General features: G+C 67.2%; 20 protein-coding genes. 13 read left to right on the top strand and 7 right to left on the bottom strand.

The window, feature by feature from the left end; all coding sequences use genetic code 11:
• Positions 1-33 precede the first annotated feature (33 nt).
• The 8 genes from HNO81_RS15660 (at position 34) to HNO81_RS15625 (ending at position 9,567) form a co-directional block, all read left to right on the top strand.
• Complete coding sequence (locus HNO81_RS15660) at positions 34-768, top strand: TetR/AcrR family transcriptional regulator (RefSeq protein WP_175319034.1); 735 nt, start codon at positions 34-36, stop codon at positions 766-768.
• A gap of 136 nt (positions 769-904) precedes the next feature.
• Positions 905-2,161: an acyl-CoA dehydrogenase family protein gene (locus HNO81_RS15655; protein ID WP_175319033.1), complete on the top strand. Its 1,257-nt coding sequence runs from the start codon at positions 905-907 to the stop codon at positions 2,159-2,161.
• Positions 2,162-2,210: 49 nt separating this feature from the next.
• The gene (locus tag HNO81_RS15650) at positions 2,211-3,407 is read left to right on the top strand and encodes an acetyl-CoA C-acetyltransferase (protein WP_175319032.1); all 1,197 of its coding nucleotides are present in this window, start codon (positions 2,211-2,213) and stop codon (positions 3,405-3,407) included.
• Between the two features lie 40 nt (positions 3,408-3,447).
• Positions 3,448-5,004 carry a long-chain fatty acid--CoA ligase gene (locus HNO81_RS15645; protein WP_175319031.1) on the top strand — a complete coding sequence of 519 codons (1,557 nt, stop codon included), beginning with the start codon at positions 3,448-3,450 and terminating at the stop codon, positions 5,002-5,004.
• Between the two features lie 195 nt (positions 5,005-5,199).
• Positions 5,200-7,761, top strand: a complete 2,562-nt coding sequence (locus HNO81_RS15640; RefSeq protein WP_175319030.1) for a rhamnogalacturonan lyase — start codon at positions 5,200-5,202, stop codon at positions 7,759-7,761.
• 34 nt (positions 7,762-7,795) lie between these two features.
• Positions 7,796-8,629, top strand: coding sequence for an aldo/keto reductase (locus HNO81_RS15635; RefSeq protein ID WP_175319029.1), 834 nt, complete (start codon positions 7,796-7,798; stop codon positions 8,627-8,629).
• A 132-nt stretch (positions 8,630-8,761) separates the two neighbouring features.
• Positions 8,762-9,028 carry a GlsB/YeaQ/YmgE family stress response membrane protein gene (locus HNO81_RS15630; protein ID WP_043451908.1) on the top strand — a complete coding sequence of 89 codons (267 nt, stop codon included), beginning with the start codon at positions 8,762-8,764 and terminating at the stop codon, positions 9,026-9,028.
• A 125-nt stretch (positions 9,029-9,153) separates the two neighbouring features.
• Complete coding sequence (locus HNO81_RS15625; RefSeq protein ID WP_175319028.1) at positions 9,154-9,567, top strand: YtxH domain-containing protein; 414 nt, start codon at positions 9,154-9,156, stop codon at positions 9,565-9,567.
• Between the two features lie 127 nt (positions 9,568-9,694).
• Here HNO81_RS15625 and HNO81_RS15620 read toward each other — a convergent pair whose 3' ends face one another.
• Entirely contained in the window at positions 9,695-10,738 is a 1,044-nt protein-coding gene (locus HNO81_RS15620; protein ID WP_175319027.1) for a putative protein N(5)-glutamine methyltransferase, read from the bottom strand.
• A gap of 246 nt (positions 10,739-10,984) precedes the next feature.
• On the opposite strand from HNO81_RS15620, the gene HNO81_RS15615 reads away from it, so the two are divergent.
• The gene (locus HNO81_RS15615) at positions 10,985-14,125 is read left to right on the top strand and encodes an alpha-amylase family glycosyl hydrolase (protein ID WP_175319026.1); all 3,141 of its coding nucleotides are present in this window, start codon (positions 10,985-10,987) and stop codon (positions 14,123-14,125) included.
• A 69-nt stretch (positions 14,126-14,194) separates the two neighbouring features.
• Here HNO81_RS15615 and malQ read toward each other — a convergent pair whose 3' ends face one another.
• Both malQ and HNO81_RS15605 read right to left on the bottom strand, forming a co-directional pair.
• Complete coding sequence (gene malQ / locus HNO81_RS15610) at positions 14,195-16,417, bottom strand: 4-alpha-glucanotransferase (protein WP_175319025.1); 2,223 nt, start codon at positions 16,415-16,417, stop codon at positions 14,195-14,197.
• A gap of 174 nt (positions 16,418-16,591) precedes the next feature.
• Positions 16,592-17,326: a GAF and ANTAR domain-containing protein gene (locus tag HNO81_RS15605; protein ID WP_175319024.1), complete on the bottom strand. Its 735-nt coding sequence runs from the start codon at positions 17,324-17,326 to the stop codon at positions 16,592-16,594.
• A gap of 178 nt (positions 17,327-17,504) precedes the next feature.
• Here HNO81_RS15605 and HNO81_RS15600 point away from each other — a divergent pair, with 178 nt between their 5' ends.
• Positions 17,505-18,551 (top strand): aldo/keto reductase, encoded by a 1,047-nt coding sequence (locus tag HNO81_RS15600; RefSeq protein WP_175319023.1) that lies wholly within the window; start codon positions 17,505-17,507, stop codon positions 18,549-18,551.
• Positions 18,552-18,655: 104 nt separating this feature from the next.
• Positions 18,656-18,952, top strand: coding sequence for a DUF3040 domain-containing protein (locus HNO81_RS15595; protein WP_254703513.1), 297 nt, complete (start codon positions 18,656-18,658; stop codon positions 18,950-18,952).
• Here HNO81_RS15595 and HNO81_RS15590 read toward each other — a convergent pair.
• From HNO81_RS15590 to HNO81_RS15575, 4 genes are all read right to left on the bottom strand, one after another.
• Positions 18,896-19,975 (bottom strand): DMT family transporter, encoded by a 1,080-nt coding sequence (locus tag HNO81_RS15590; RefSeq protein ID WP_371818288.1) that lies wholly within the window; start codon positions 19,973-19,975, stop codon positions 18,896-18,898. The genes HNO81_RS15595 and HNO81_RS15590 overlap by 57 nt on opposite strands.
• The gene (locus HNO81_RS15585) at positions 19,972-20,583 is read right to left on the bottom strand and encodes a TetR/AcrR family transcriptional regulator (RefSeq protein ID WP_175319022.1); all 612 of its coding nucleotides are present in this window, start codon (positions 20,581-20,583) and stop codon (positions 19,972-19,974) included. The genes HNO81_RS15590 and HNO81_RS15585 overlap by 4 nt, the downstream gene beginning before the upstream one ends.
• Positions 20,584-20,659: 76 nt before the next feature.
• Positions 20,660-21,739: an L-idonate 5-dehydrogenase gene (locus HNO81_RS15580; protein ID WP_175319021.1), complete on the bottom strand. Its 1,080-nt coding sequence runs from the start codon at positions 21,737-21,739 to the stop codon at positions 20,660-20,662.
• Positions 21,739-22,509, bottom strand: coding sequence for an SDR family oxidoreductase (locus HNO81_RS15575; protein WP_175319020.1), 771 nt, complete (start codon positions 22,507-22,509; stop codon positions 21,739-21,741). The genes HNO81_RS15580 and HNO81_RS15575 overlap by 1 nt, the downstream gene beginning before the upstream one ends.
• 220 nt (positions 22,510-22,729) lie before the next feature.
• On the opposite strand from HNO81_RS15575, the gene HNO81_RS15570 reads away from it, so the two are divergent.
• Both HNO81_RS15570 and HNO81_RS15565 read left to right on the top strand, forming a co-directional pair.
• Positions 22,730-23,029 carry a DUF4193 domain-containing protein gene (locus HNO81_RS15570; RefSeq protein WP_175319019.1) on the top strand — a complete coding sequence of 100 codons (300 nt, stop codon included), beginning with the start codon at positions 22,730-22,732 and terminating at the stop codon, positions 23,027-23,029.
• Between the two features lie 126 nt (positions 23,030-23,155).
• Entirely contained in the window at positions 23,156-24,226 is a 1,071-nt protein-coding gene (locus tag HNO81_RS15565; protein WP_175319018.1) for a quercetin 2,3-dioxygenase, read from the top strand.
• Positions 24,227-24,319 lie beyond the last annotated feature (93 nt).

Genomic DNA, 24,319 nt, shown 5'->3' with positions numbered 1-24,319 from the left:
GGCACCGGGAGTTGCTGTGCTACATTTCGGCGCATGACTTCGCCCCTTCCCAGCCGTCCCGCCGACGGCCATCCTGCCGACGTGCCGGTGGCGGCTGCCATCAGGCTCCTGGCGGAGCAGGGTTTCGACGCAACATCCGTAGAGGAACTCGCAGAAGCTTCGGGCATGAGCCGCAGCACGTTCTTCCGCAGGTTCGGTTCCAAGGAGGACGTCGTCTTTGCCGACCACGAGCGGATCCTGCGCCAGGTCAACGAACGGCTCGCCGCATCCAGGCTTGAGCCGCCGGCCGCCGTGGCGGATGCGGCGCTCCTGGTCTTCGACCACCACCTGCGGAGCCCGGAAACTTCACGGGCCCGGTACGGCCTGCTGCAGGCGGTCCCGGCGCTCCGGGACCGGGAGCTGGTGACCTCGCACCGGTACGAGCGGGCGTTCCTGCACTACCTGAATGCCGAACTGCCCCGGAACGGCCCGCACGAATACAAGGCCGTCGCTTTCGCGGCTGCCGTGGTGGCTGTGCACAACGCCTTCCTGCGGGACTGGCTGCGGTCCGGACCCGGTGCCGGGGACGCCTCCGCGGCCGATCAGCGCCGGGCCACCGCCCTCGCCGCGGAACTCCAGTCGCTGGCCGAAACGTTCCGACCAGCGCTCCTGGGCTCCCCCGCCGGGGCTGCTGCCGCCCCGGCTGCGCCGACCGTCGTGGTCACCGTCCTTCCCGGCCCCGCTGACAAGGACGCCATTGCCCGGGCAGTGCGGGACGCGCTTCCGTAGGCCGCCGCGCCACGCCCACCCGCCTGGCACCGAGTTTCTTGACGTGGAACTGGGTTTCACTGCATTCTTGGACGGTGTGGTTTATGCCACATGGCCCCGGCCACCCCGCCGCCGCTGATCCAAAGGATGCATAGTCATGACGACGACGTCGCCCAGTCCCGCGCCCGCCCGCACCGGAGACCCTACAGGCTTCCCCTCCGGAACCGTTGAGCCGGAGTACCTGCTGACCGAAGCCCTCGGGACGGACCCGGCGTCGATCCTGGCCGGCGTCAGCGACGAGGACCGTGTGTACTGGGACCGCGCCCGCACCTTTGTCCAGGATGAGGTCCTCCCTGTCATTGACGGCTACTGGGAACGCGGCGAGTACCCGCTGCACCTCCTCCGCCGCCTGGGCGAACTGGACCTGCTCCGCGACGGCATCACCGTGGAGGGCTTCGCGCCCATGAGCAAAATGGCCGCCGGGCTGGTCAATATGGAGATCAGCCGGGGCGATGGTTCCGTGGCCACCATGATCGCCGTCCAGGGCGGCCTGGCCCTGCGCTCCGTGGCGGACTGTGGTTCGGCAGCACAGCGGGAACGCTGGCTGCCCACAATCGCCAAAGGCACGGAATACGCCGCGTTTGCCCTCACCGAGCCCACCCATGGCTCCGACTCCGTAGCCCTGGAAACCACAGCAACCCGCACGGACGGCGGCTTCCTGCTTAACGGTGAAAAGAAGTGGATCGGCAATGGGTCCGTGGGTGGCGTCACGGTTGTCTGGGCCCGCGGCGACGACGGCCAGGTCCACGGCTACCTTGTCCCGCAGGACTCCCCCGGCTACACCGCCCGGAAGATTGAAGGCAAGCTCGCCCTCCGCGCCATCTGGCAGGCACATATCCGTCTGGAGGACGTCTTCGTCCCGGAAGACAACGTTTTGCCGGGCGCACGCACGTTCAAGGACACGGCCCGGGTCCTGCTGGCGACCCGGCTGGGCGTGGCCTGGTCCGCCGTCGGCCATGCCACCGCCTGCTACGAAACGGCCGTCCAGTACGCCAAGCAGCGCAAGCAGTTCGGCCGGCCGCTGGCCGCCTCCCAGATCGTCCAGGAACGGCTGGCCCGGATGCTCAGCGAACTGGCCACCATGCAGCTGATGGTGGTGCAGATGACCCGCCTGGACGAGGCCGGGATGCTCACGCCCGAACAGGCCTCGCTGGTGAAGTACACCTGCACCCGGACCGCACGTGGCATCGCGTCCAACGCCCGCGACCTGCTGGGCGGCAACGGCATCCTGCTGGAAAACCGTGTCGCCAGGCACCTTGCCGACATCGAAGCCATCCACACCTACGAAGGCACCGAAACCATGCAGGCCCTCATCATCGGCCGCGGCATCACCGGTACCTCCGCCTTTGCCTGAGCCCGCCGCCCGGCGCCGCCACCCGTCACCCCCTCTGAAAGGACCGTTCTTGAACCAGAACGCCAACATCCCCGTTATCCTGGGCGGCGCCCGCACCCCGTTCGGCAGGTTCCGCGGCGGCCTCACGCCCTTTTCCGCCAGCGAACTGGGCGCCCACGCCATCCGTGCCGCGCTGGAACGCACCGGCGTGGCTCCCGAGCAGATCGGCGCCGTCATTGTCGGCCAGGTCATCCAGGCCGGAGCCGGCCAGGGTCCCGCACGCCAGGCAAGCCTGGCCGCCGGAATCGGCTGGGACGTCCCCACCATCACCATTAACAAGCTCTGCCTGTCCGGCCTCACGGCAGTGATTGACGCCGCGCGAATTATCCGCACCGGCGAAGCCGACTTCATCGTGGCCGCCGGCCAGGAATCAATGACCAACGCACCGCACCTGGTCCCCGGCCTGCGCGCCGGCGTCGTCATCGGCGATGCCCCCATGCTGGACTCGCTGAACCACGACGGACTGCAGGATCCGGTAAGCGGGAAGCTCATGGGTGAGGCCACCGACTCCGGCAACGCCGAACGGGGCATCACGCGCGAGGAGCAGGACGCTGTGGCAGCCCGGTCCCACCAGCGCGCCGAGGCCGCCCGGGCCGCCGGGACCATGGCGGAGGAGATCGCACCAATCGAGGTCCCGCAGCGCAAGGGACCCGCCGTAAAGATCGAGCACGACGAGGGCATCCGTCCGGACACCACCGCAGAATCCCTGGCCCAGCTCCGCCCGGCATTCTCCAAGGCAGAGAACGCCACCATCACGGCCGGGTCGTCATCGCCCCTTTCCGACGGTGCCGCGGCCCTGGTCATTGCCAGCAAGGCAGCCGCCGAAGCGGCAGGCCTGGAGTGGATCGCCGAGATCGGCGCGCACGGCCAGACCGCGGGCCCCGACGGATCCCTGCACTCCCAGCCGGCCCGGGCCATTGAGCGCGCGCTTAAGGACCAGGGGCTTTCCGCGCAGGACCTGGACCTGGTGGAAATCAACGAGGCCTTCGCCTCGGTCCTCATCCAGTCCGCCAACGATCTGGGCATCGACACCGAAACCGTCAACGCTGAAGGTGGCGCCATCGCCCTGGGCCACCCGGTGGGCGCCTCGGGCGCACGCCTGGTGCTGCACCAGGCGCTGGCGCTGAAACGCCGCGGCGGCGGCACCGGCGTCGTGGCCCTCTGCGGGGGCGGCGGCCAAGGCGACGCCCTCATCCTCACCGCGTAACCAACCCACCAGCGCAACCCTCCCACCAAAGAAGCAGGCCATGACCAACACCTCCACCGCCGACGGCTTCGCCACCATCTCCGTGGCAGCGATCCTTGCTGAATCAGCCAAAAGGACTCCGGACAGCATCGCCCTGGTGGTGGGCGGGGACCGGGTCAGCTACTCCGACCTTTGGAACCAAACCCGCGCCTACGCCGGGGCGCTGCGGGCCCGAGGCATTGGTGCGGGAGACGCCGTCGCCGTCCTGATCCCCAACGTCCCGGACTTCGCCCGCGTGTACTACGCCATCCTGTCGCTGGGCGCCATCGTGGTCCCGGTGCACGCCCTGCTCAAGGCCCGCGAAATCGAGTACGTCCTGCAGGACAGCGGCGCCAGGCTGCTGGTGTGCGCCGCTCCACTGCTCGCCGAGGGCGCCGCCGGAGCTTCAGCCAGCGGAGTTGATGTGCTGACCGTCATGGCCGGCGACGACGGCGGGTTCCCGCGGCTCGAAGCGGAGGCGGACGCCGCGGAACCGATCCGGACGTACGAACCGTGCCGGCCTTCGGATACGGCCACCATCCTCTACACCTCGGGCACCACGGGCAAACCGAAGGGCGCGCTGGGGAGCCACTTTGCCCTGGTGGAGCAGACGTCCGTCCTGCTGACCAGCGTGATGGACTTCCGGCCGGGCGACACACTGTTCGGGGGGCTTCCGCTGTTCCACACCTTCGGCCAGACGGTGGTGCTCAACACGGGGCTGCGTGCCGGTGCCACCATTGTCCTGATGCCCCGGTTCAACGGCCCGGATGCCTTGAAGCTGCTGGCGGAGCATGACGTGAACATCTTCCTTGGCGTGCCCACCATGTACGTGGCGCTCCTGGAAGCGGCCAAGACCGTGCCGGACCGGCCCACCGCACTGCGGTACGGCATCTCCGGCGGGGCGTCGCTTCCCTTGGCCGTCATGGACCGTTTCCGCGACGTTTTCGGCGTGGAAATCCATGAAGGCTACGGCCTGACCGAGACATCGCCGGTGGCGGCCTTCAACCACGTGGGTATGCAGCCCCGGCCAGGCACCATCGGCGTCCCGATCTGGGGCGTGGATATTGAAATCGCCCGGCCCGAGGTGACGGAGCGGATCGAACTGCTGCCCAACGGGGAACTCGGAGAGCTGGTCATCCGCGGCCACCTGCTGATGAAGGGCTACCTCAACCGGCCCGAAGCCACCGCGGAGGCCGTGGTGGACGGCTGGTTTCGCAGCGGGGACCTTGGCACCAAGGACGACGACGGCTATCTCACCATCGTGGACCGCAAGAAGGACATGATCATCCGCAACGGCTACAACGTGTACCCGCGGGAAGTGGAGGAAGTCCTGCTGACCCACCCTGCGGTGGTCAGCGCAGCCGTCTACGGCATCCCGCACGACGTCCACGGCCAGGAGATCGCGGCGGCCATCGTCCTGGACGCAGGGGCGTCGGTCACCGAGTCCGAGCTGATGGATTTCGCCAGCGCCCAGCTGGCGGCGTACAAGTATCCGCGCGTGGTCAAAATCCTGTCCGAACTCCCCCTGGGACCCAGTGGAAAGATTCTCAAGCGGAAGCTGGCGGAGGAGCCCAGCTAGGCGCAGCCTGCAGGATGCGGGGCCTGGCGCAGGGCCCGCAGCATGGCCTGCGCCGGCTGCGGCAGGCCCCGCACCCTTCTACAACGTTCTAAATAGTCCTTTTGCGGCAGGAAAACAAGGCTTCCGCTACCCCCTCCCCCACCGCTAGATTGCTGGGGAAGCGTTTTCCGGTCTCAAAATTGAAAGGATTCACTGATGAATCCCCGCACTCTTCCCCTTCGCATGCTGTCGGTGGGCGCAGCCGGCCTGGCACTGACACTGAGCTGCCTCGCCGCCCCGGCCTCCGCCGTCGGGCCTTCACCCAAACCCGGGAATCCGGGCATCCAGCTCGACTACCTGGACCGCGGCCTGGTGGCCGCGAAGACTTCCGAAGGCGTCTTCCTCAGCTGGCGCCTGCTCGGCAACGAGGCCACCGGGTCCTCGGCAACCGGCCTGACCGGAACGGACTTCACCGTGTACCGGGACGGGCAGAAGCTGGCCACGGTCACGGACAGCACCAACTACCAGGACCCCGCCGGGACCGCCACGTCGACGTACGTGGTGCGGGCCGTCGTCGGAGGTGCCGAAGTGGACCGCAGCGCCGCCGCGACCCCGTGGGGCGGCAACTTCAAGGACATCCCGCTGAAGAAGCCGGCCGACGGCGTGACCCCGGCCGGCCAGGCCTACACCTACTCCGCCAACGACACGTCGGTGGGCGACGTGGACGGTGACGGGCAGTACGAGTTCATCGTCAAATGGGACCCGAACAACTCCAAGGACGTCTCGCAGGTGGGCTACACGGGCAACACCTATGTGGACACATACAAGGCCGACGGCACCCTCCTCAGCCGCATCGATCTGGGGGTCAACATCCGCTCCGGCGCCCACTACACCCAGCTGCTGGTCAACGACTTCGACGGCGACGGCCGGGCGGAGATGATGATGAAGACCGCCCCGGGGACCAAAAGCACCAGTTTCAACGCGGACGGCAGCGTGGCCGCGGAATCGTTCATCACCATGCTCCAGTCCGACATCAACGCCGGCTATGCGAATACCGACGACTACCGGATGAGCGCGGCGGACTACTACCGGCACATGGTGAAGACCTTCCAGGGCTGGACGGAGCACCCGGAGGTGAAGGCCGGGAACTGGCCGGCCACCCTCGAAGAGGCGTTCGGCATCGCACCGAAGTACAAGTACCCGCTGTCCCAGGCTGATGCCGAGGCGCTGACCGACTACTTCATGGACGTCTACGCCCCCTCCCGCAGCGCCCGGAACAACCTCCGCGCGTTCGAAGGATTCATCGTGTCCGGCCCCGAATACCTGAGCGTCTTCGAGGGGGCCACGGGCAAGGAACTGAAGACGGTCGCCTACCAGCCGGGTCGAACCGACGACGGCTTGATGTGGGGCGACTACGCCATGGCCCGGATTGAACCGGGCAACCGCGTGGACCGGTTCCTCGCCGGCGTCGCCTACCTGGACGGCAGGAAACCCGCCGCGGTGTTCGCCCGCGGGTACTACACCCGCACCACGCTGGCCACCTATACCTGGGACGGGACCAACCTCTCGCCCGTCTGGAACGTGGATTCGGGCTGGACCCCCATGACCAATCCCTTCAATGACTCCCCGCACGGCCGGGACGGAACAGATCCCACCTACGGCAAGCTCACCACCCAGGGCTTCCACTCCCTGAGCGCCGCCGACGTTGATGGCGACGGCAGGCAGGAGATCGTGTACGGATCGGCCACGCTCGACGACGATGGCTCGGTTCTGTACACGTCGTTCGACACCCTGCCGGCGGGCAGCGCCGCTCCCGGCGACGAGGCAAGGCTGGGACACGGCGATGCCATGCATGTGACCGACATCGATCCCAACCGGCCGGGCAAGGAAATTTTCACCGTGCACGAAGGAGCTGCGTACGCCCCGTACGGCTACGCCATGCGGGACGCCGCAACGGGCGAGGTCCTGTTCGGCGCCTACTCCGGAAAGGACACGGGACGCGGCATGATCGGCGACGTGGACCCCTCCGTTCCCGGCATTGAGAACTGGGCCATCGGCATGCAGGCAGCAGACGGACGCAAGCTCTCCAGCAGCGCACCGGGCACCAACATGAGCATCAAGTGGGCCGCGGACATGACCACGCAGATCATCAGCGGCTCCGGCGACCAGACGCCCACCATCGAGGACTGGAAGCGCGGGCGACTGCTGACGGCTGACAGCACCCGGACCAATAACAGCACCAAGGGCACTCCCGGCCTGGTGGCCGACATCATGGGCGACTGGCGGGAGGAGATGGTGGTGCGGACTGCAGACAGTTCGGCCCTGCGCATCCACCTCAGCACCGATGTGACGAACCATAAGCTGTACACCCTGATGCACGATCCGCAGTACCGGGCCGAGGTGGCCCGGCAGAACACGGCCTACAACCAGCCGGCCTACACCGATTTCTACTTCGCCTCCGACATGGACTTCGGCGACGTTCCCCTGCGGGGCGCGTGGCTTCCGGGCAGCATCAAGGCACTGCAGGACGTCCTGGCGGACCTGGTTGAGTCGGGGGATGTCTCCGGTCCGGTGGCCAGCCAGCTAAGCGCCAGCATCAGGCAGGCGGCCAAGGCCGTGCAGGACGGCGACCCAGCCAAGGCCGGCCAGGCGGTTCAGCGATTCGTGGATTTCCTTGCCCAGCAGAAGAAGCCGGATACGGTATCAAATACGGCCCGGGTATCGCTGGACTACAACGCCGGCAACATCCTCCGGGCCTTCCCGCATCCAGGGCACTGAAGGCCGGAGCGGCCGATAGAGAGAGACTGATGGCATGACACTTGCACCGCTCATCGAACTCAATGACGGCAACAGGATTCCGCAGCTGGGGCTTGGCACCTGGCCGCTGGACGACGAACAGGCGGCGACCGCCGTCGTGCAGTCCGTGGAAGCCGGGTACCGGCACATCGACACCGCAGTGAAGTACGGCAACGAGCGCGGCGTGGGCAACGGCATCAGGGCCTGCGGCGTGGACCGCAGCGAGTTGTTCATCACCACCAAGCTGGACGGTGAATTCCAGGGCCACGACCGTGCCGTCGCCGGCCTGGAAGGGTCCTTGAAGCGGCTGGGCCTGGAATATGTGGACCTGTTGCTGATCCACTGGCCGCTGCCTGGCAGGGACCAGTACATCTCCACCTGGCAGACGTTTGAACGGCTGCAGGCAGAAGGGAAAGTCCGTTCCATCGGAGTCTCCAACTTCAAGCCGGCTCACCTGGAACGGCTCATGGCGGAAACCGATGTAATTCCGGCGGTAAACCAGATCCAGCTCAGCCCTGCCATCACCCGGAGCGCCGAGCGGGAATTCCATGCCGGCCATGGCATCGTCACGGAGTCCTACAGCCCGCTGGGCGGCTCGGGAGCAGGCCTGCTGGGCGCCCCCATCCTCTCCCAACTGGCCGAAAAGCACGGCAAAACCCCTGGCCAACTCGTCCTGCGGTGGCACATACAAAACGGATTGGTAACGATTCCCAAGACCGCTTCGCCGGAACGGATGGCAGAGAACCTGGACATCTACAATTTCACCCTGGACCCGCAGGATCTAGCGGAATTATCGATCCTTGACGAGGGTCCCGGAGCTGGCAACGATTCGGACAAAACCGGTCACTGAAACCGGCCTGAACTGCATCTTTTTCGAAAAGTGGGGTTGGCAAAAAGATAGTAAGCATGATTACTATTGAGCCAGAAGGATGAAGTGCCTCCAGGAACTGGAGGCCTCCTTTACTTAGGAAGAGAGCTTCAAATGGGATTTATTGCATTTCTGATTCTCGGACTTATTGCTGGTGCGATCGCTAAGGCGATCCTCCCGGGCAGGCAGGGTGGCGGCTGGGTCATCACCCTGATCCTGGGCGTCGTTGGCGCTCTGCTCGGCGGCTGGCTGGGCGGCATGATCTTCGGCAGTGGACTGCAGGAGTTCTTCTCGATCCAGACGTGGCTGCTGGCAATCGTCGGCTCGCTGATCGTCCTTGCCATCTACGGCATGGTCACCAAGCGCAGCGCCCGCGGGTAACTGCACGGGCAAGCCAGGAAGCCGGCCTGGGGACATCATCCCCGGGCCGGCTTTCGTTTTCTCCGGTAACGGGCGCCCGCTGCCCGGCCGGGACTGACAACCTTCTCGCAGAGCAGGAGTTCAACGTGAAAAACAAGCTTCTTTTGGGTGTCGGCGTAGCCGTGGGATACGTCCTCGGTTCGCGGTCAGGCCGCGCAGCGTACGACAAGCTGAAGGCCCGCGCGGCCGGCATTTGGGACAGCAAGCCCGTCCAGGACAAAGTGTCCGTGGCGACGGAGACCATCAAGGAAAAAGCCCCTGAGGTGGCAGACCAGCTGGGGGAAGCGGCACGCAGGGCAGGCACCGTCATCGGCTCCGCAATGCACCGTGACGGCGCAGCGGCCAGCGACCAGCACTCAGGGCCTGCTGCCGGAACTTCCGCCGATACGTCCGTGGCCGGCGAGGCAGCCGGCCTGGGCGGGGACCATATCCCCGCCCACAGCACCCACCCGGAAACCACCAACCTTGGTACCTCCGGCGGGACCGCCGCGAAGTCCTGATTGGTGCTTCGGCGCCGCTTATTACGGGCGGTCCGCCATGTGACATGGCGATGACACGGCCGTGTGCTACAACTGAATCGCCTTGCCGGCCGTCGCGATCCTTGGGGGACGCGGCGGCCGGCAGTGTTTAAGGCGCTGGTCCATTGCTGTTCGGCCGCTTCCCATGGAGCGCTTTCGTGGCTCCTTGGATGTCGGTGATGGCTGGCCGGCGTCCAACGACCACGGTCCCGTCCACCTCGTCTGACCGCACCGTACGAACGGCAAATCCGGCGGCGGCCATGATGTCGGAGGTGCGGCCCGACTGCCGGTCACTGGTTTCGATCAGCAAGTGACCGTGGGGGGCCAGCCAGTGAATACCCCCGGCAGCGACCCGCCGATGGAAGTCCAGGCCGTCGGGGCCTCCGTCGAGGGAGACGGCAGGTTCATAAAGGCGGGCTTCCGGCGGCATGGTGCGAATTGCCTGCGTCGGCACATACGGAGCGTTCACCGCGAGCACCGCCACCCGGCCAAGCAGCGCGGGCGGGAGGGCTGAGAACAGGTCACCCCAATGAACATGGCCGCCCAGGGGTTCCAGGTTCCGCCAGGCGCACCGTACAGCGGCAGGCTCGATATCCGCCGCGTGCAGCTCCACGTAGGGGGCACGGCGGAGGATGGCCGTCCCCACGGCACCGGAGCCGCAGCAGAGATCCACCACTACCGGAGGTGCCGCCAGCACTCCGTCGGGCGGCACCTCCAAGACCCCGCCGGACAGCAGATCCAGGGCCTGATTGACCAGAAGTTCCGTGCGCCGCCGCGGCACGAAAACGCCGGGTTCAACCGCAATCCGGCCGCCGGCAAACTCTGCCCATCCCAGGATGTGTTCCAGCGGGACGCCCTCGATCCGGCGCTGGACGTTGAGTGAAAGTTGCGCGGGGCTGCTGTCCGCAGCCAGCAGGAGGGTGGCCTCATCTTCGGCAAAGACACAGCCTGCAGACTTCAGCAGGGAGACGATCCGGCCGAACCCCAGCGGCAACTGGTTCCCAGCCTCCCCGGGCCCAGGGGTCAGCGGAGCGGTACCGCCAGGGGAACCCGCAGGCACCGGCACGCGGCCTAGGCCCAGGCCCTTGAAGGGCGGCGGGAGGGCCCGCCCGGCATGGATTTTTCCGTCACCGCGCCCACCTTCCGTCCGCATCTGCCGGAGATTCCATGCTAACCGGCGGGCCCAGGTACGGGAACAGGACCATCATTTGGCACGACTGGACCGCAGGCGCCGGCCGCCCCACGGCCCTCCCCCAAACACTGGAGTAATCCAGTGCAAGCGCTTACAGTTGTGACTCGGTTCACAGGTCAGCATGCTGACCTGTGAACCCTCCTGCCGCATCCCCAATGTCAACGGCAAGCCTGTACAGCAGCGCTGCTTCCCAGGAAGGTCTCGCCCTTGTTATTCCGCACCCCACCCGGCGCTCCCCCGCGCGCCCAGCTGCCGGCAGGCCCGGCAGGTACCCCGCACCCCCGGCCAACCCGGAAACACCGCGTTGCTGCCCGGTCCGCCGCCGGGCTCCTGGCGGCCGCCGTCGCCGTCTCCGCGGCAGTCCTCCCGGCCCAGGCCGCCCCCAACGGCCCCGGTTCCAAGGGCCCCGGCAACACTAACCAAGGCTCCGCAGCTGCCCTGCATTCGCTCCGCGGGCCCGTGACCGACGAAAACTTCTACTTCGTCATGGCGGACCGCTTCAGCAACGGCAGCACGGCCAACGACCAGGGCGGCCTGGGCCCGGACCCCATGGTGTCGGGCTTCGATCCCACGAAAAAGGGCTTCTACAACGGCGGTGACCTGGCCGGCCTGCGCAACAAGATCGACTACATCCAGGGCCTGGGCACCACATCGATCTGGCTGACCCCCAGCTTCAAGAACAAGGCGGTCCAGCCGGAGGACAAGTCCGCCGGCTACCACGGCTACTGGGTCACCGACTTCACCCAGATCGATCCGCACCTGGGCACCAATGACGAACTCAAGGGCCTCATCGACGAAGCCCACGCACGCGGCATGAAGGTGTACTTCGACATCATCACCAACCACACGGCCGATGTCATCGGCTACCAGGAAGGCGACCGCAAGGGCTACGTCTCCAAGGACGCCGTCCCCTACAAAACGGCCACAAGCGAACCCTTCGACGACCGCGATTACGCCGGCACCGGTACCTTCCCCCAGCTGGACGCCAACACCTCCTTCCCCTACAAGCCCCTCCTGGCCCCCGGTGAAGAAAACCTCAAGGTGCCCGCCTGGTTGAACGACCCCACGCTTTACCACAACCGGGGCGACACCACCTTTACCGGCGAGGACTCCATGTACGGGGACTTCTTCGGCCTTGACGACCTCTTCACCGAGAACCCCACAGTGGTCCACGGCATGGAGGACATCTACCAGTCCTGGATCGGCGACTTCGGCGTAGACGGCTTCCGCATCGACACCATGAAGCATGTCAACAACGAGTTCTGGCAGGAATTCGGCCCCAACGTCCTCAGTTACGCCAAGGAGCACGGCAAGGACGAGTTCTTCATGTTCGGCGAAGTCTTCGACACCTCCAAGAGCTTCACCTCCCAGTTCACCACCCGCAACAAGATGCAGGCAGTCCTGGACTTCCCCTTCCAGGACGCGGCGCGCAACTTCGCGTCCAAGAGCCAGGACGCCACGGCGCTGCAGGACTTCTTCGCCGGGGACGACTGGTACACCGACGCCGATTCCAACGTCTACGAGCTCCCCACCTTCCTGGGCAACCACGACATGGGCCGCATCGGCAGCTTCATCAGCCAGGACAACCCGGCCGCCAGCGACGCCGAGAAGGTGGCCCGCGACGAACTGGCCCACGAGCTGATGTACTTCTCCCGCGGCAACCCGGTGGTCTACTACGGTGACGAACAGGGCTTCACCGGCCCCGGCGGGGACCAGGATGCCCGCCAGACCCTCTTCGCCAGCAAGGTGCCGGAGTACCTTGACGATGACCTGCTGGGCACCGATGCCACGCACGCCACGGACAACTTCAACCCGGGCCACCCGCTGTACGCCAAGATCAAGGAGCTGGCTGCCCTCACCAAGGACCATCCGGCACTGCGCAACGGTGCCCACCAGCACCGCTACGCCGCGGACGGACCCGGCATCTACGCCTTCTCCCGCACGGACGCCCAGGACCAGCGCGAATACGTGGTGGCCCTGAACAACAGCGCCCAGCCACAGACAGCCGCGATCCCCACCTACATCGCCAAGCGCAGCTACACCAGGATTTACGGGCAAGGGCCCGACGAAGCCAAGACCTCGGAGGACGCCAAGCTGACGGTCACCGTGCCGCCGCTCTCCGCCGTCGTCTATGAATCCTCCGGCCGGATCCCGCACTCAAAGGCCGCCCCCGCCGTCGCCCTCCAGCAGCCGGCCGCAGCACCGACTGACAACGGGCGCATCAACGTGACGGCCGACGTCGAGGGTGCTTCGTTCTATGAGGTCACCTTCGAAGCCCGGACGGCAGGCGGCCCATGGCAGCCGATTGGCACGGACGACACCGCGCCGTACCAGGTGTTTCACGACGTCGCGGCCCTGGACGCCGGCACGCCCCTGGAGTACCGCGCCACCGTACTGGACAACGGCGGCCACACCGCCACCAGCCAAAGCCGCCCGGCAAGCGTCCCCGCGCCCGTCCTGGCCCTGCAGAAGCCCGCCGAAGGCGCCAGCGTGGAAGGCAAAGTGGAGTTGAGCGCCACCGCCGATCCGGAGAAGGCCAGCTACGTGGTGGCCTTCCAGCGCAGCGTGGACGGCGGGAACTGGACCGAGGTGGGCACGGATTCCTCCTCGCCCGTGTATTCGGCGATCGATGACGTCTCCACCCTTGTTGAAGGTACGAAAGTCCAATACCGGGCCGTCATGGCGGGCAAGGGATTCGATGCCACCAGCGGCACCAGGACCGTCACGGTAGGCCAGGCGCCGCAGCCCGATTCGGTGACGGTGGCCGGATCACTGAACCAGGCCATGGGCTGCACCGCACAGTGGGATCCTACCTGCCCGCAGGCCAAAATGGTCCTGGACCCGGCGGACCGCATCTGGCGGCTGACCACCGACCTACCGGCCGGGAAGTACGAGTACAAGGCAGCCATCAACGGCGGCTGGGATGAAAACTACGGCGCTGACGGCCAGCTCAACGGCCAGAACATCGTGCTGGACCACCCCGGCGGGAAGGTCACCTTCCGCTACGACAACAGCACACACCTGCTCAGCGCCGCCTACGCGTCCCAGCAGCCGTCCGCCGTGGCGGCAGCCGGAAGCATGGACAGCGAACTGGGCTGCGCCACCGACTGGGAGCCGGCCTGCCAGCAGGCGCAGTTGGTCCTGGACCCGGCAGACCTCGTCTGGAAGCTCACCGTGCCGGACTTGCCGGCGGGAAGCTACGAGTTCAAGGCGGCCCTGAACAAATCATGGGACCTCAGTTATGGGGCCGGCGGGGCAACGCCTGGAGCCAACATCGTGTTTGAGCACGACGGCGGCCCGGTCACGTTCCGGTACGACCACGTCACCCATGTGATCACCGCCGGCTAGGCCCAGCGGACAAGCACCAAGGCCCCGCCGCTTAAGGAAGCGGCGGGGCCTTGGTGCCTAACCAGCCAGTCAGGACCCGTGCAGGGCTCCCTCCACGGAGGCAAGCAGGGCGTTGAAGCGCCTGTTGCCGGGAAGATCGTCCAGGTAGACAGGCCTGCCGTCCGGGCCGCCCAGCGGAACCTGCCAGTTGGGGTACACGGCACCGGTAGTGCCGGGCTGGTTCTGGACCCGCCGCTCCCCCACCGCGTCCACCAATGCCACGCCCAACAGCACAGACGGCGCCTCGGCCAGCAGCAGGTGCAGCGCCTCGATGGTGCGCTCCTCCGCGGACTGCCGGTCGGTTCCGGGCGCAGTGCCACCGGAGGCGTATCCACGGTCGCGCAGCAGGGCAAACATCTTCTCCAGCGAGGCGTTGTGCTCGGCCCGCTCCTCCTCCTCAGACCGTTCCAGCAGTCCCAGCCGGCTCCGAAGCCCCACATGGTCCCCCGCAAGGTAGCCGGCCGTGGGCGGAAGGTCGTGGGTGTTCACGCTGGCCAGCGCCTGCGTGCGGTACTTTTCCGGCGCAAGGGGCGCATCGGCGTCGTACTCAAACCAGAGGATGGACGTGCCCAGGATGCCGCGGGCGGCAAGGTAGTCACGCACCCACGGTTCGAAGGTGCCCAGGTCCTCTCCGATCACCACGGCACCGGCGCGGTGCGCCTCAAGGGCCAGGATGCCGATCAGGGCCTCGTGGTCATACCGGACGTACGCACCATCCCCGGGCGCGTTCCCCCTGGGGATCCACCACAGCCTGAACAGGCCAAGGATGTGGTCCACGCGGATACCGCCGGCGTGGCGGAGCACGTTGGCCAGCATGTTGCGGAACGGCTGGTAGCCCGCCTCGGCCAGGCGGGCGGGGTGCCACGGCGGCTGGCCCCAGTCCTGGCCCTGCTGGTTGTACATGTCCGGCGGGGCACCCACACTGGTGTTCGGAGTCAGCACGCCGCCCAGCGTCCATGCGTCGGCGCTGTTGTGGTCCACGCCGACGGCGAGGTCGTGCACCACACCCAGCCGCATGCCGGAGCGGAGCGCAGCCTGCTGGGCGTTTTCCAGCTGCTCGTCACAGATCCACTGCAGCCAGCGGTGGAAGCCGATCCGGTCCGCCAGCTTCTCCCGCAGGGCTTCCGCCTCCGGCGTTCCGATGGCGCAGGACGGATCCGCCCACAAGGGGTCACCGGGCGGCAGGTCCTCACGGATGGCGGACCACAGCGCAAAGTCATCCAGCCCGCTGCCCGAGATGCGGCAGAACTCATCGAAGGCCGCCTGCCGGGACGGCGAGCGCCGTGTGTGGTACAGCATCTCCAGTGCCTGCAGCTTGGCCGCGTAGACAGTGTCCCGGTCCAGCCGGTCCCCGTCCTTGTTCAGGGCTGCAGCTTCCTCGTGCAGTTTTTCCAGTGCCGCCCGTTTCCGTGGCCGGAGGTATGCCAGTTCGGGGATGGCTTCAACACGGATGTACAGCGGGTTGAAGAACCGGCGGGTGGACGGCGAGTAGGGCGAGGGCTGGATGGGAGGGATGGGCTCGGCGGCGTGCAGCGGGTTGACCAGGACGTAGTCGGCGCCGCGTGCGCCGCTGATCGCCGCCAGGTCTGCCAGGTCCGCGAAGTCGCCGATGCCCCATGACCGTTTGGACCGGACCGAATACAGCTGGGTGGCCAGGCCCCAGCCGCGGCGTTCCTCCAGTGGTTGTGCGGTGGCCAGCCGGGCCGGCGTGACCACCAGGACTGCGGTGGCCGTGGCACCCTCCGATTCCGCGTGCAGGGTGTGCCACCCCAAAGGCAGGTCCCCGGGAAGGGAGAACGTGGCCCGCCCGGTGGAAACGCCGTCGACTTCCCGGGGCTGGATCCACAGGTCCTCCTGGACCGCGTCCCGGATTCCGGTGCCCCCTTCGAGGGTGATCTTCAGGCCTGCTGTGGCACCGTCCCGTACGTGGACGGGCACCTGCGCGGGTTCGCCTTGCTTGATGACGACGGCGGGTGGCAGCATGCGCCGCCAGGGCGCCAGTTCCACCTCCGCGAGGGCGGCCTCGATCTGCTGGTTGGTGTGGGCCTGGACCCCCAGCGCGGCCAGCACCTTGATCAGCGTGGGTTCGGCAACGGAGTGCGGAAGCCCGTCCCAGCCCTGGAACGACGTGCCCACGCCATGTGCGTCGGCCAGTTGCTGCAGCAGGTCCGGATCCACCGTCCCCGCGGCAGCGGCCGGCGTGCCTGCGGGCGTTGCCGGGCGTGCTGCATACTGCTGGTCTGAAGCCGTCATGGGTGTCCGCCTCGTCTGTGATGGTCCCGGAACTTACAGTGCTGCCTGCCATGCCGGGCGCATACACCCCCGTGCACAACCGTTCGTTCAGATTATTGCAGGGCAGCGCAGAGACGAAACCCGGACGGCATACCAGCAGGTCAGGACGTAGTTTTAGCGTGCATCCCGGGCCGGTTATGGTTCGAAGTGCGTGGTCACCGGGCCGTCGCTCACCCGGCCAAGAACGTCGCCGGCCAGGTCCCGCAGTTTCTGGTTCCGGTGGCTGGATGCCTTGGTGAGCAGGGCCATGGCCTCATCCTGGGTACACCGGTTCTGCGCCATGATCACCCCGCACGCGAGGTCGATCGTGGTGCGGTTCGCCATGGCCGCCTTCAGGTCATCCGCCAGGTTCTGGGCGTCGGCGATCCGCAGGGCCAGCCTCAGCGCCCGCCCGGCGAGGTCCGCGAACCCCTCCGCCGTGCGAATGACGTTGGGGGCAAACACTCCAGGCTCGGCGGCAAAGAAGTTCAGGGCGGCAGCCTGGTGTTGGTCCAGCGCCAAGGGAACGCCCAGCACGCTGCGGCAGCCGTTCTCTGCCAGCACCTTCTGGTAGTCGGGCCACCGGGTATCGGTCTGGACGTCGGACAGGACCATGGTGCGCATCGCGTCCAGGGAGGCAATGCAGGGCCCCTCCCCGAGGGCCTGTTCCAGCTTGTCCAGGACGGCGGCCCGCTCGCTGCTGCCGGCAACGGTGGCGTTGCGCTTCCGGCGGCGCAGCGTGACCCCGCATTCGATGAGGACGCCCGCGGCTTCGGTGAGCGTTGACGCGGCAACAGCGGACAACTCGGACAGGAAGTCCGCAACGTTGCTGCTGCCGATCACAAGGTCGTGCAATTGGACGAACTGTTCATCGCTGCTGATGGTGCCCATGCCTCAATATAGGCACTCTTTCCCGCTGTTTGCGCGCCACAAATCGTCATCCCCGCGGCCCCCGGTTACTCCATGCGACGAAAAGCGAAGGACTGCAACGGAAATCTTCGCCGGCCTGCCGGATCTGTGTAGCGTCGTGACGATCCAGGGCACGGCAAATGAGTGGAGGAGACCGGAGATGAGCCTGAGCGAGCTGCGGGTGTTCGGAAGGTCGGGAACCCCCATCAGTCCCCTCACCCTTGGGACCATGAATTTCGGTGAAGGGACCGGCAACGGCCAGGGCGCCCCCACCGGCGCTGATGAAAGCATCCGCATCATCCATGCCGCGCTGGACGCCGGTGTCACCGCGATTGACACCGCAGATGTCTATTCCCAAGGCGAATCGGAGCAGGTGGTGGGCCGGGCACTCCGCGGCCGCCGGGACGACGTCTTCCTGGCCACCAAGTTCCACGGCCAGATGAGCCCCAATCCCGCGCACTCGGGCAACTCACGGCGCTGGATCACCCAGGCCGTGGAGGGCAGCCTCCGCCGGCTGCAGACGGACCGGATCGACCTGTATCAGGCGCACCGGCCGGACTACAACACCGATGTCCTGGAAACCATTACCACCCTGAACGACCTCATCCGCCAGGGCAAGATCCTGTACTACGGCACCTCCGTGTTCACACCCGCCCAACTGGTGGAGGCTCAGTGGCTGGCCACCACCAACCACCTCATTCCGCCGCTGGGCAACCAGGTTCCGTATTCCATGCTGGTCCGCGGCAACGAGCGTGACGTGCTGCCCATCGCCCAGCAGTACGGCCTGGGCGTCCTCGCCTACGGCCCATTGGCGGGCGGCTGGCTTTCAGGCAATTTCGTCCTGGAATCGGGCAAGCCGCCCACCCGCGTCCACTCGCTTCCCGGCCGGTACGACCTGTCCGGCCCCGCCAGCGAGCGGAAGCTGCTCGCCGCAGACTCGCTGGCCCGGCTCGCGGACAAGCTGGAGCTGTCCCTGGTGGACCTGGCCGTGGGGTTCGCCCTGGCCCACCCTGCCATCAGCAGCGTGATCATCGGACCGCGCAGCAGCGAACACCTCCAGGCGTACCTCCGCGCCGCGGACGTCCAGCCGGGCGAAACGGTGCTCGACGCCATCGACGACCTGGTGCCACCGGGCACCAACTTCGTGGAGCGGGACGCCGGCGCCATCGTGCCCTCCATCGAGTTCGCGGAATTGCGACGACGGTAGCCGGCTTCCCCGAGGCAGCCCGGGCGGCCGGAGCCCTTGACTAACCCCCGGCAGGCTCCTACGGTCGAAACCTAACCGCCTCCCAAGGAATTCAGGGACCTGCCATGCCAATGTCCGACGAGGAGCGCCGCCTGCTCAAAGAGCTCGAACTGGGCCTGATTGCGGACGATCCCCACCTGGCCATGGAGCTGCTCTCCGGCTATCCGGCGCGCCGCCTTCCTGCCGGCCTGTTCCCGGGAGTGGCGGCGGTCCTGATTGGGGTGGTGCTCATCCTCGCCGGGGCCGGCATCCCCGCACCGGGTGCGGTGTTCCTGGGGATTCTGCTGCTGGGGCTGGGCGCCTCCCTAGTGCTGGTCCCCGCTGTGCTGGCCCGGAGCGCGCGCCGGCAGCACACCGGCTGACCCTGCTGCCGGCTCTTCCCTGTCCTGCGGCTGCGCACTCATGGGTGGCCGTGCCGTTGCATGCGGGCCGCTGGCTCCGGCCTGGGCAGCCGCCGGCGTCGCAGTCCGGGCGCGGGGCGTCAGGATGAACAGGCTGGTTAGCACGACGGCGGCGCCGAGCCACCCCAGCGCAGGGAGCCGTTCTCCCACCACGAGCACCGCCAGCACGGCAGCCACCACGGTTTCCAGCAGGGAAATACTGGTGGCGGTGCTCGCTCCCACCCGGGCAAGTCCGCAGCCGAAGAAGACATACCCGGCGAACATCGGCACTACGGCCATGTAGGCTCCTACGCCCGCGTTGCCCCAGGACTCCAGTAAGGGCGTGCCCGTCAGGGCCAGGACGGGCATCAGGAGCAGTCCGCCCAGCCCGAAGATGCACCCCATGGCAGCCCGGGGGGTGATGCCCTGGTCGGTCAGGCGGTGGGCTGCCCAGGAATACAGGGCATAGGTGGTGCCGGCCAGCAGGCCCAGGAGGATTCCCGCCGTCGAGCTCCAATCCCTGGCTGCACCCGCCGCAGCCGGTCCTGCCGGAGCGTGGCCGGCGAAGGACAGCAGCGCGGCGCCGCCGACTGCCAGCACGGCCCCGGCCAGCCATTGCCGCCTCAGCGGTTTCCTGTCAGCGAAGCGTTCGATGAGGGCTGCCGCCACGGGGGCCGAGCCGATGGAGACGACGGTTCCCACGGCCACCCCGGAGAGGTGCATGGAACTGTAGAAGGCCAGGGGGTAGACGGCAACGGCTGCGGCGCCGAGCGCAACCAGGCGCCGCCGGTCGATCAGGATGCCTGCCTGGCTGCGAATCTGCCGGGCGGCGTAGAGGGCCTGCAGCAGTCCGCCCAGGCCCATGGCCACGGCGCCGATGGCCAGCGGGCCCACGCCATGGGCGAAAGTGGCCGCGGTGCCGGTGGTGCCCCACAGGACGGAAGCAGCCACCACGGACAGGGCTCCCCATAGTTGCGTCCGGGGGTGGGCCTGGCTGTTGGTCACAGGGTGTCCAGCAGCTGCCCGGCCATGCGCCTGGCTTCCGTCAGCGGGCCGTCGTTGCCTTCCAGTCCGGCCCTGGCCATGGCGCCCTCGAGCAGGAACGCCAGGTGGGCCGCGATTGCCGGCGCCTGTTCCGGCAGGCCGGGCAACATCCCGGACACGTGCCGGGCCAGGAGTTCCTGGACTTCTTCCTTATGGCGGCGCACAGCCTGGCGGCCGGGGTCCCCTGCCGGGAGTTCGGCCGCGGCGTTGAGCAACCCGCAGCCCCGGAAACCGTGCTGGTAGGCGGAGTTGGCATGGTCCAGGTAGGCATCGAAGACCGCCAGGACCCCGTCCCGCGGTGTCCGCGCCGTGTCCAGCCGCCGGCGGTACAGGCCGAGCCATTCCCCGTGCCTGGCTTCCAGGTAGGCAGCCACCAGCTCCGCCTTGGAGCTGAAGTTGTTGTAGAGGCTCTTCCTGGCCACTCCTGCCTCGGCCGTGATGGTGTCGATCCCGGTAGCCGCCACACCGTGCGCGTAGAAAAGCCTCGCGGCCGCCTCCAGCAGAAGCTCGCGGGCAGGGCGGCGGGCAGGGGCCGAACGGACGGACGCCGGAAGGCCTGAAGCAGCCACGGGTACTCCTCACAATGGGTGGTAGGTAGACCAGTCTACCTACCACCATTGTTGGCCCGGAGTATCCCAGCGGCGCTTAGTGGACCTGCTGCCCCGCTTCGCCGAAGGAGAGGAGCACCTTTCCGGAGGTGGTGGAGTCCTTGGCCACCCCGAAGGCGTGGAGGGCATCGGCCAACGGGAACTCGTGCGTGATGACGGGACTGATGTGCAGGGACCCGTCCGCGAGGGCGGCGATCACGGAATCGATCTCGTCGTTGAAGCGGAAGGATCCCTTGAGGTCCAGTTCGCGGGTGATCGCCAGCGAGATGGGCACCGGCTGCATGCCGGTGGGCAGCAGCCCCACCATCACCACGGTGCCGCCGCGCACCGCGCCCCGGATGGCCGAGGCCAGCCCGTGGTGGTTGCCGGAGGATTCGATGACGACGTCAGCCTCCACGGCCGCGATGACGTCGGTGTCCGCGGCGTTGATGACCTGGTCGGCGCCCACGGCCGTGGCGATTTCCAGCGGTTTGGGGTGGAGGTCGACGGCGGTGATGTGCGCCGCGCCGGCGCGCTTGAGGACGGCGACGGCGAGGGCGCCGATGGGGCCGGACCCGATGACCAGCGCGGTTTTACCGCGGACGTCCCCGGCCCTGGACACGGCGTGCCAGGCGACGGAGGCCGGTTCAATCAGCGCCGCGGTGCGCAGGTCCATGCCGTCCGGAAGCGGCCGGAGCATCCGGACCGGCAGGGTGACGTACCGGCTGAAGGCACCGTCCGTGTGGGGGTAGCGGGCGGCGCTGCCCAGGTACGTGCAGCCGGGCGAGAGGTTGGGCCGGTCCGCCGGATAGCGCGCAGCACCCGGGCTGGGTGTAGCCGGGTGGACGGCGACGGCGGTCCCCACAACAGGGCCGGACCCATCTGCCGCCTGCCGCACCACCGTGCCGGAAATTTCGTGGCCCAGGACCAGCGGCGCCTTGAGGATGGACTCCCCCGCCGCCCCGTGCAGCCAGTAGTGCAGGTCCGAGCCGCAGATGCCGCCATACAGGACCTCCACCACCGCTTGGTCCGGCGCCGGTTCGGCCAGCGGGACCTCATCGATCCGCAAGTCCCCGGCGGCGTGTGCCACCAGCGCCGGGCCGGTGGCGGGCAAGGCAATATCAACAGGCGTTGCCATCAGACCACCACTGTCATTCCGCCATCGATGAAGATGGTCTGTCCATTGACAAAGTTGGAGCCGTCCGAGGCCAGCCACACGACGGGGCCGGCCAGATCCTCCACCGTCCCCCAGCGGTGCGCCGGTGTCCGGCCCAGGATCCAGGAATTGAACTCCTCATCGTCCACCAGGTTCTGGGTCATTTCGGTGTGGATGTAGCCGGGCGCCACGGCGTTGATCTGCAGCCCCGAAGCCGCCCACTCCGCGGTCATCGCGCGGGTGAGGTTCCGCAGCCCGCCCTTCGCCGCGATGTAGGGGGCGATGGTGGGCCGGGCCAGGTCGGTCTGCACGGAACAGATGTTGATGATCTTGCCCCGGCCACGGCCGATCATGTGCCGGGCGGCCTCCCGGCCCACCAGGAAGGCGCTGGTCAGGTCCGTGGAAAGGACGCGTTCCCAGTCCGCTACGTCCAGGTCCAGCATGGGGACCCGGTGCTGGATGCCGGCGTTGTTCACCAGGATTTCCAGCGGGCCCACGTTCTCCTCGATCCAGCGGATGCTGCGGGCCGCGGCGTCGTCGCTGGTGACGTCGAAGGCCACGCTGTGGATCCGGCCTGGCGGGAAATCCGCCGCCATGGCGGCAGCGGCATCCTTGAGCCGCTCCTCGTTGACGCCGTTCAGCACCACCGTGGCTCCGGCGTCGGCCAACGCCCTGGCAAGGGCCGAGCCGATGCCCCTGCTGGAACCGGTGACCAGGGCTACGCGCCCCGTGAGATCAAAAAGCCCTGTCATGTCCTGGTTACTTCCTCTAGATTGTTGTCCGGCGCCCTTGTGGTCCGGTGCCGCTACCCGTGTTCAACAGGTTGGCCACAGGTCAAGCATGCCAACAATCACCCGCTGCCGCCGAAGATTGCGGTTTCCACCCGGTGTGGGAATTAGTTGGGCCCATCCGGCGTTGTCGATCTGTCCAGAACAATCTGGACACCAGCCGCTGGACAGGAGAACACACCACATGTCAGTTGACTATGACGCTCCACGGGTGGCTCCCGAGGATGAATCCAACGTCGCCCTGGATGAGCTGAAGTCCGACAAGTCCGGCCGCCGGGAGGCCGCTCCCGACATGGACGAAGCGGACCTTGCGGACAGCTTTGAGCTGCCCGGCGCGGACCTCTCCAACGAGGAACTCGTCGTCCAGGTGGTACCCGTGCAGGCGGACGAATTCACCTGCATGTCCTGCTTCCTGGTGCACCACCGCAGCCAGTTGGCACGTGAGAAGGACGGCAAGAAGTACTGCAAGGAATGTGAGGGGTAACAGGACGTGACGGGCAGCCAGGTTCGGATTTCAACCAATGGAATCCGGGCTCGTGGTCCGGCGGCGGGGCAGCCATGATGTAGGTCACGCTCCGGCAAGGGCCGGCTGACTGGAAAGAAGGAAACCATGTCCCTCAGCGTTGAGGAAATGAACAAGCAGCTCCCGGTGGCCAACGCGCTGCCCGGCGAGGCGGTGCCGTATTACATGGCGTCAGGCGAGGGTGCGCGCTACGAGATCAACGGCCAGCTGGTCACGGTGATCGCCCGCGCCGCCGACACCGGGGGCATTTTCAGCGCTGCCTACATTTCCGGCGGCATGGGTGCCGAGTCCCCGTTCGTCAGCCACAAAGTGGAGCACAAGACGCTCTACGTTTTCGATGGCATCCTGCACGTCTGGCTGCCGGGCGAAAGCCGCATCCTCACCCCCGGCGACTCCGTGGTCATCCCGCCGAACACCCCGCATGCGTACCGGATGGCCAGCCACTACACCCGCTTCCTGAACTGGATGACCCCCGGCGGCGGCGAGGCCTACTACGAGCGGGTGGGCACGCCCATCGATTCGCACGTCCCGCCGGTGCGCCCGGGCCACCAGGCCAGCCTGCAGCACCAGGCCGAGGTGGGCGCCGAGTTTGGCATCACGTTCCCCGACGTTGAGCGGGTGGCGCCGTCGTTCAAGCACGACGCCGGGCTGCCGCCCACGCAGAGCCCGTACTTCCTCAGTGCCGGCGAGGGTGATCGCCTGGTCAGCTACCAGACCATGTTCACCTACCTGTCCAGGCCCGCCAATACGGGATCCAACTATTTCGCCGTGCACACCAAGGGTGCCAAGAGCCCCTACATCCCGTTGCACTTCCACTCCCAGCACACGGAGAACTTCCTGTGCACCGAAGGCCGGATGTGGCTCTACGCCAACGGCCGGGAGATGCTCCTGACCAAGGGCGACTTTGTCCATGCCCCCGCAGGGACCGTCCACTCATTCGCGCTCGATGCGCACAATACCCAGATGGTGGGCTTCCTGACCCCGTCGGTGTTCAACGGCTTCTTCGAGTACTTCAACGAACCCACCGAGGACTACATGTACACGGAGGGCGGCGAGCCCTACATGGATATGGAAGGCTTCGGCCGCGCCCAGGCGGAGATGGACCTGACCGTCGTCGGGCCGCCGCCGCAGCGCCGCGCAGCACTGGACATCCCCTAACCCACATCCACCACCACAGAAGGCCCGGACGTCCGAGAGGAAATCCGGGCCTTCTGGTCTTTAAAAACCATCGATTGCTGAGTAACTGCCGTT

Origin of the sequence: Pseudarthrobacter sp. C4D7 (assembly GCF_013359725.1) — a bacterium.
In the GTDB taxonomy this organism is placed as follows: domain Bacteria; phylum Actinomycetota; class Actinomycetes; order Actinomycetales; family Micrococcaceae; genus Arthrobacter.
Note: the sequence above shows the minus strand (reverse complement) of the source record. Positions and strands in the feature narration are given on the sequence as shown.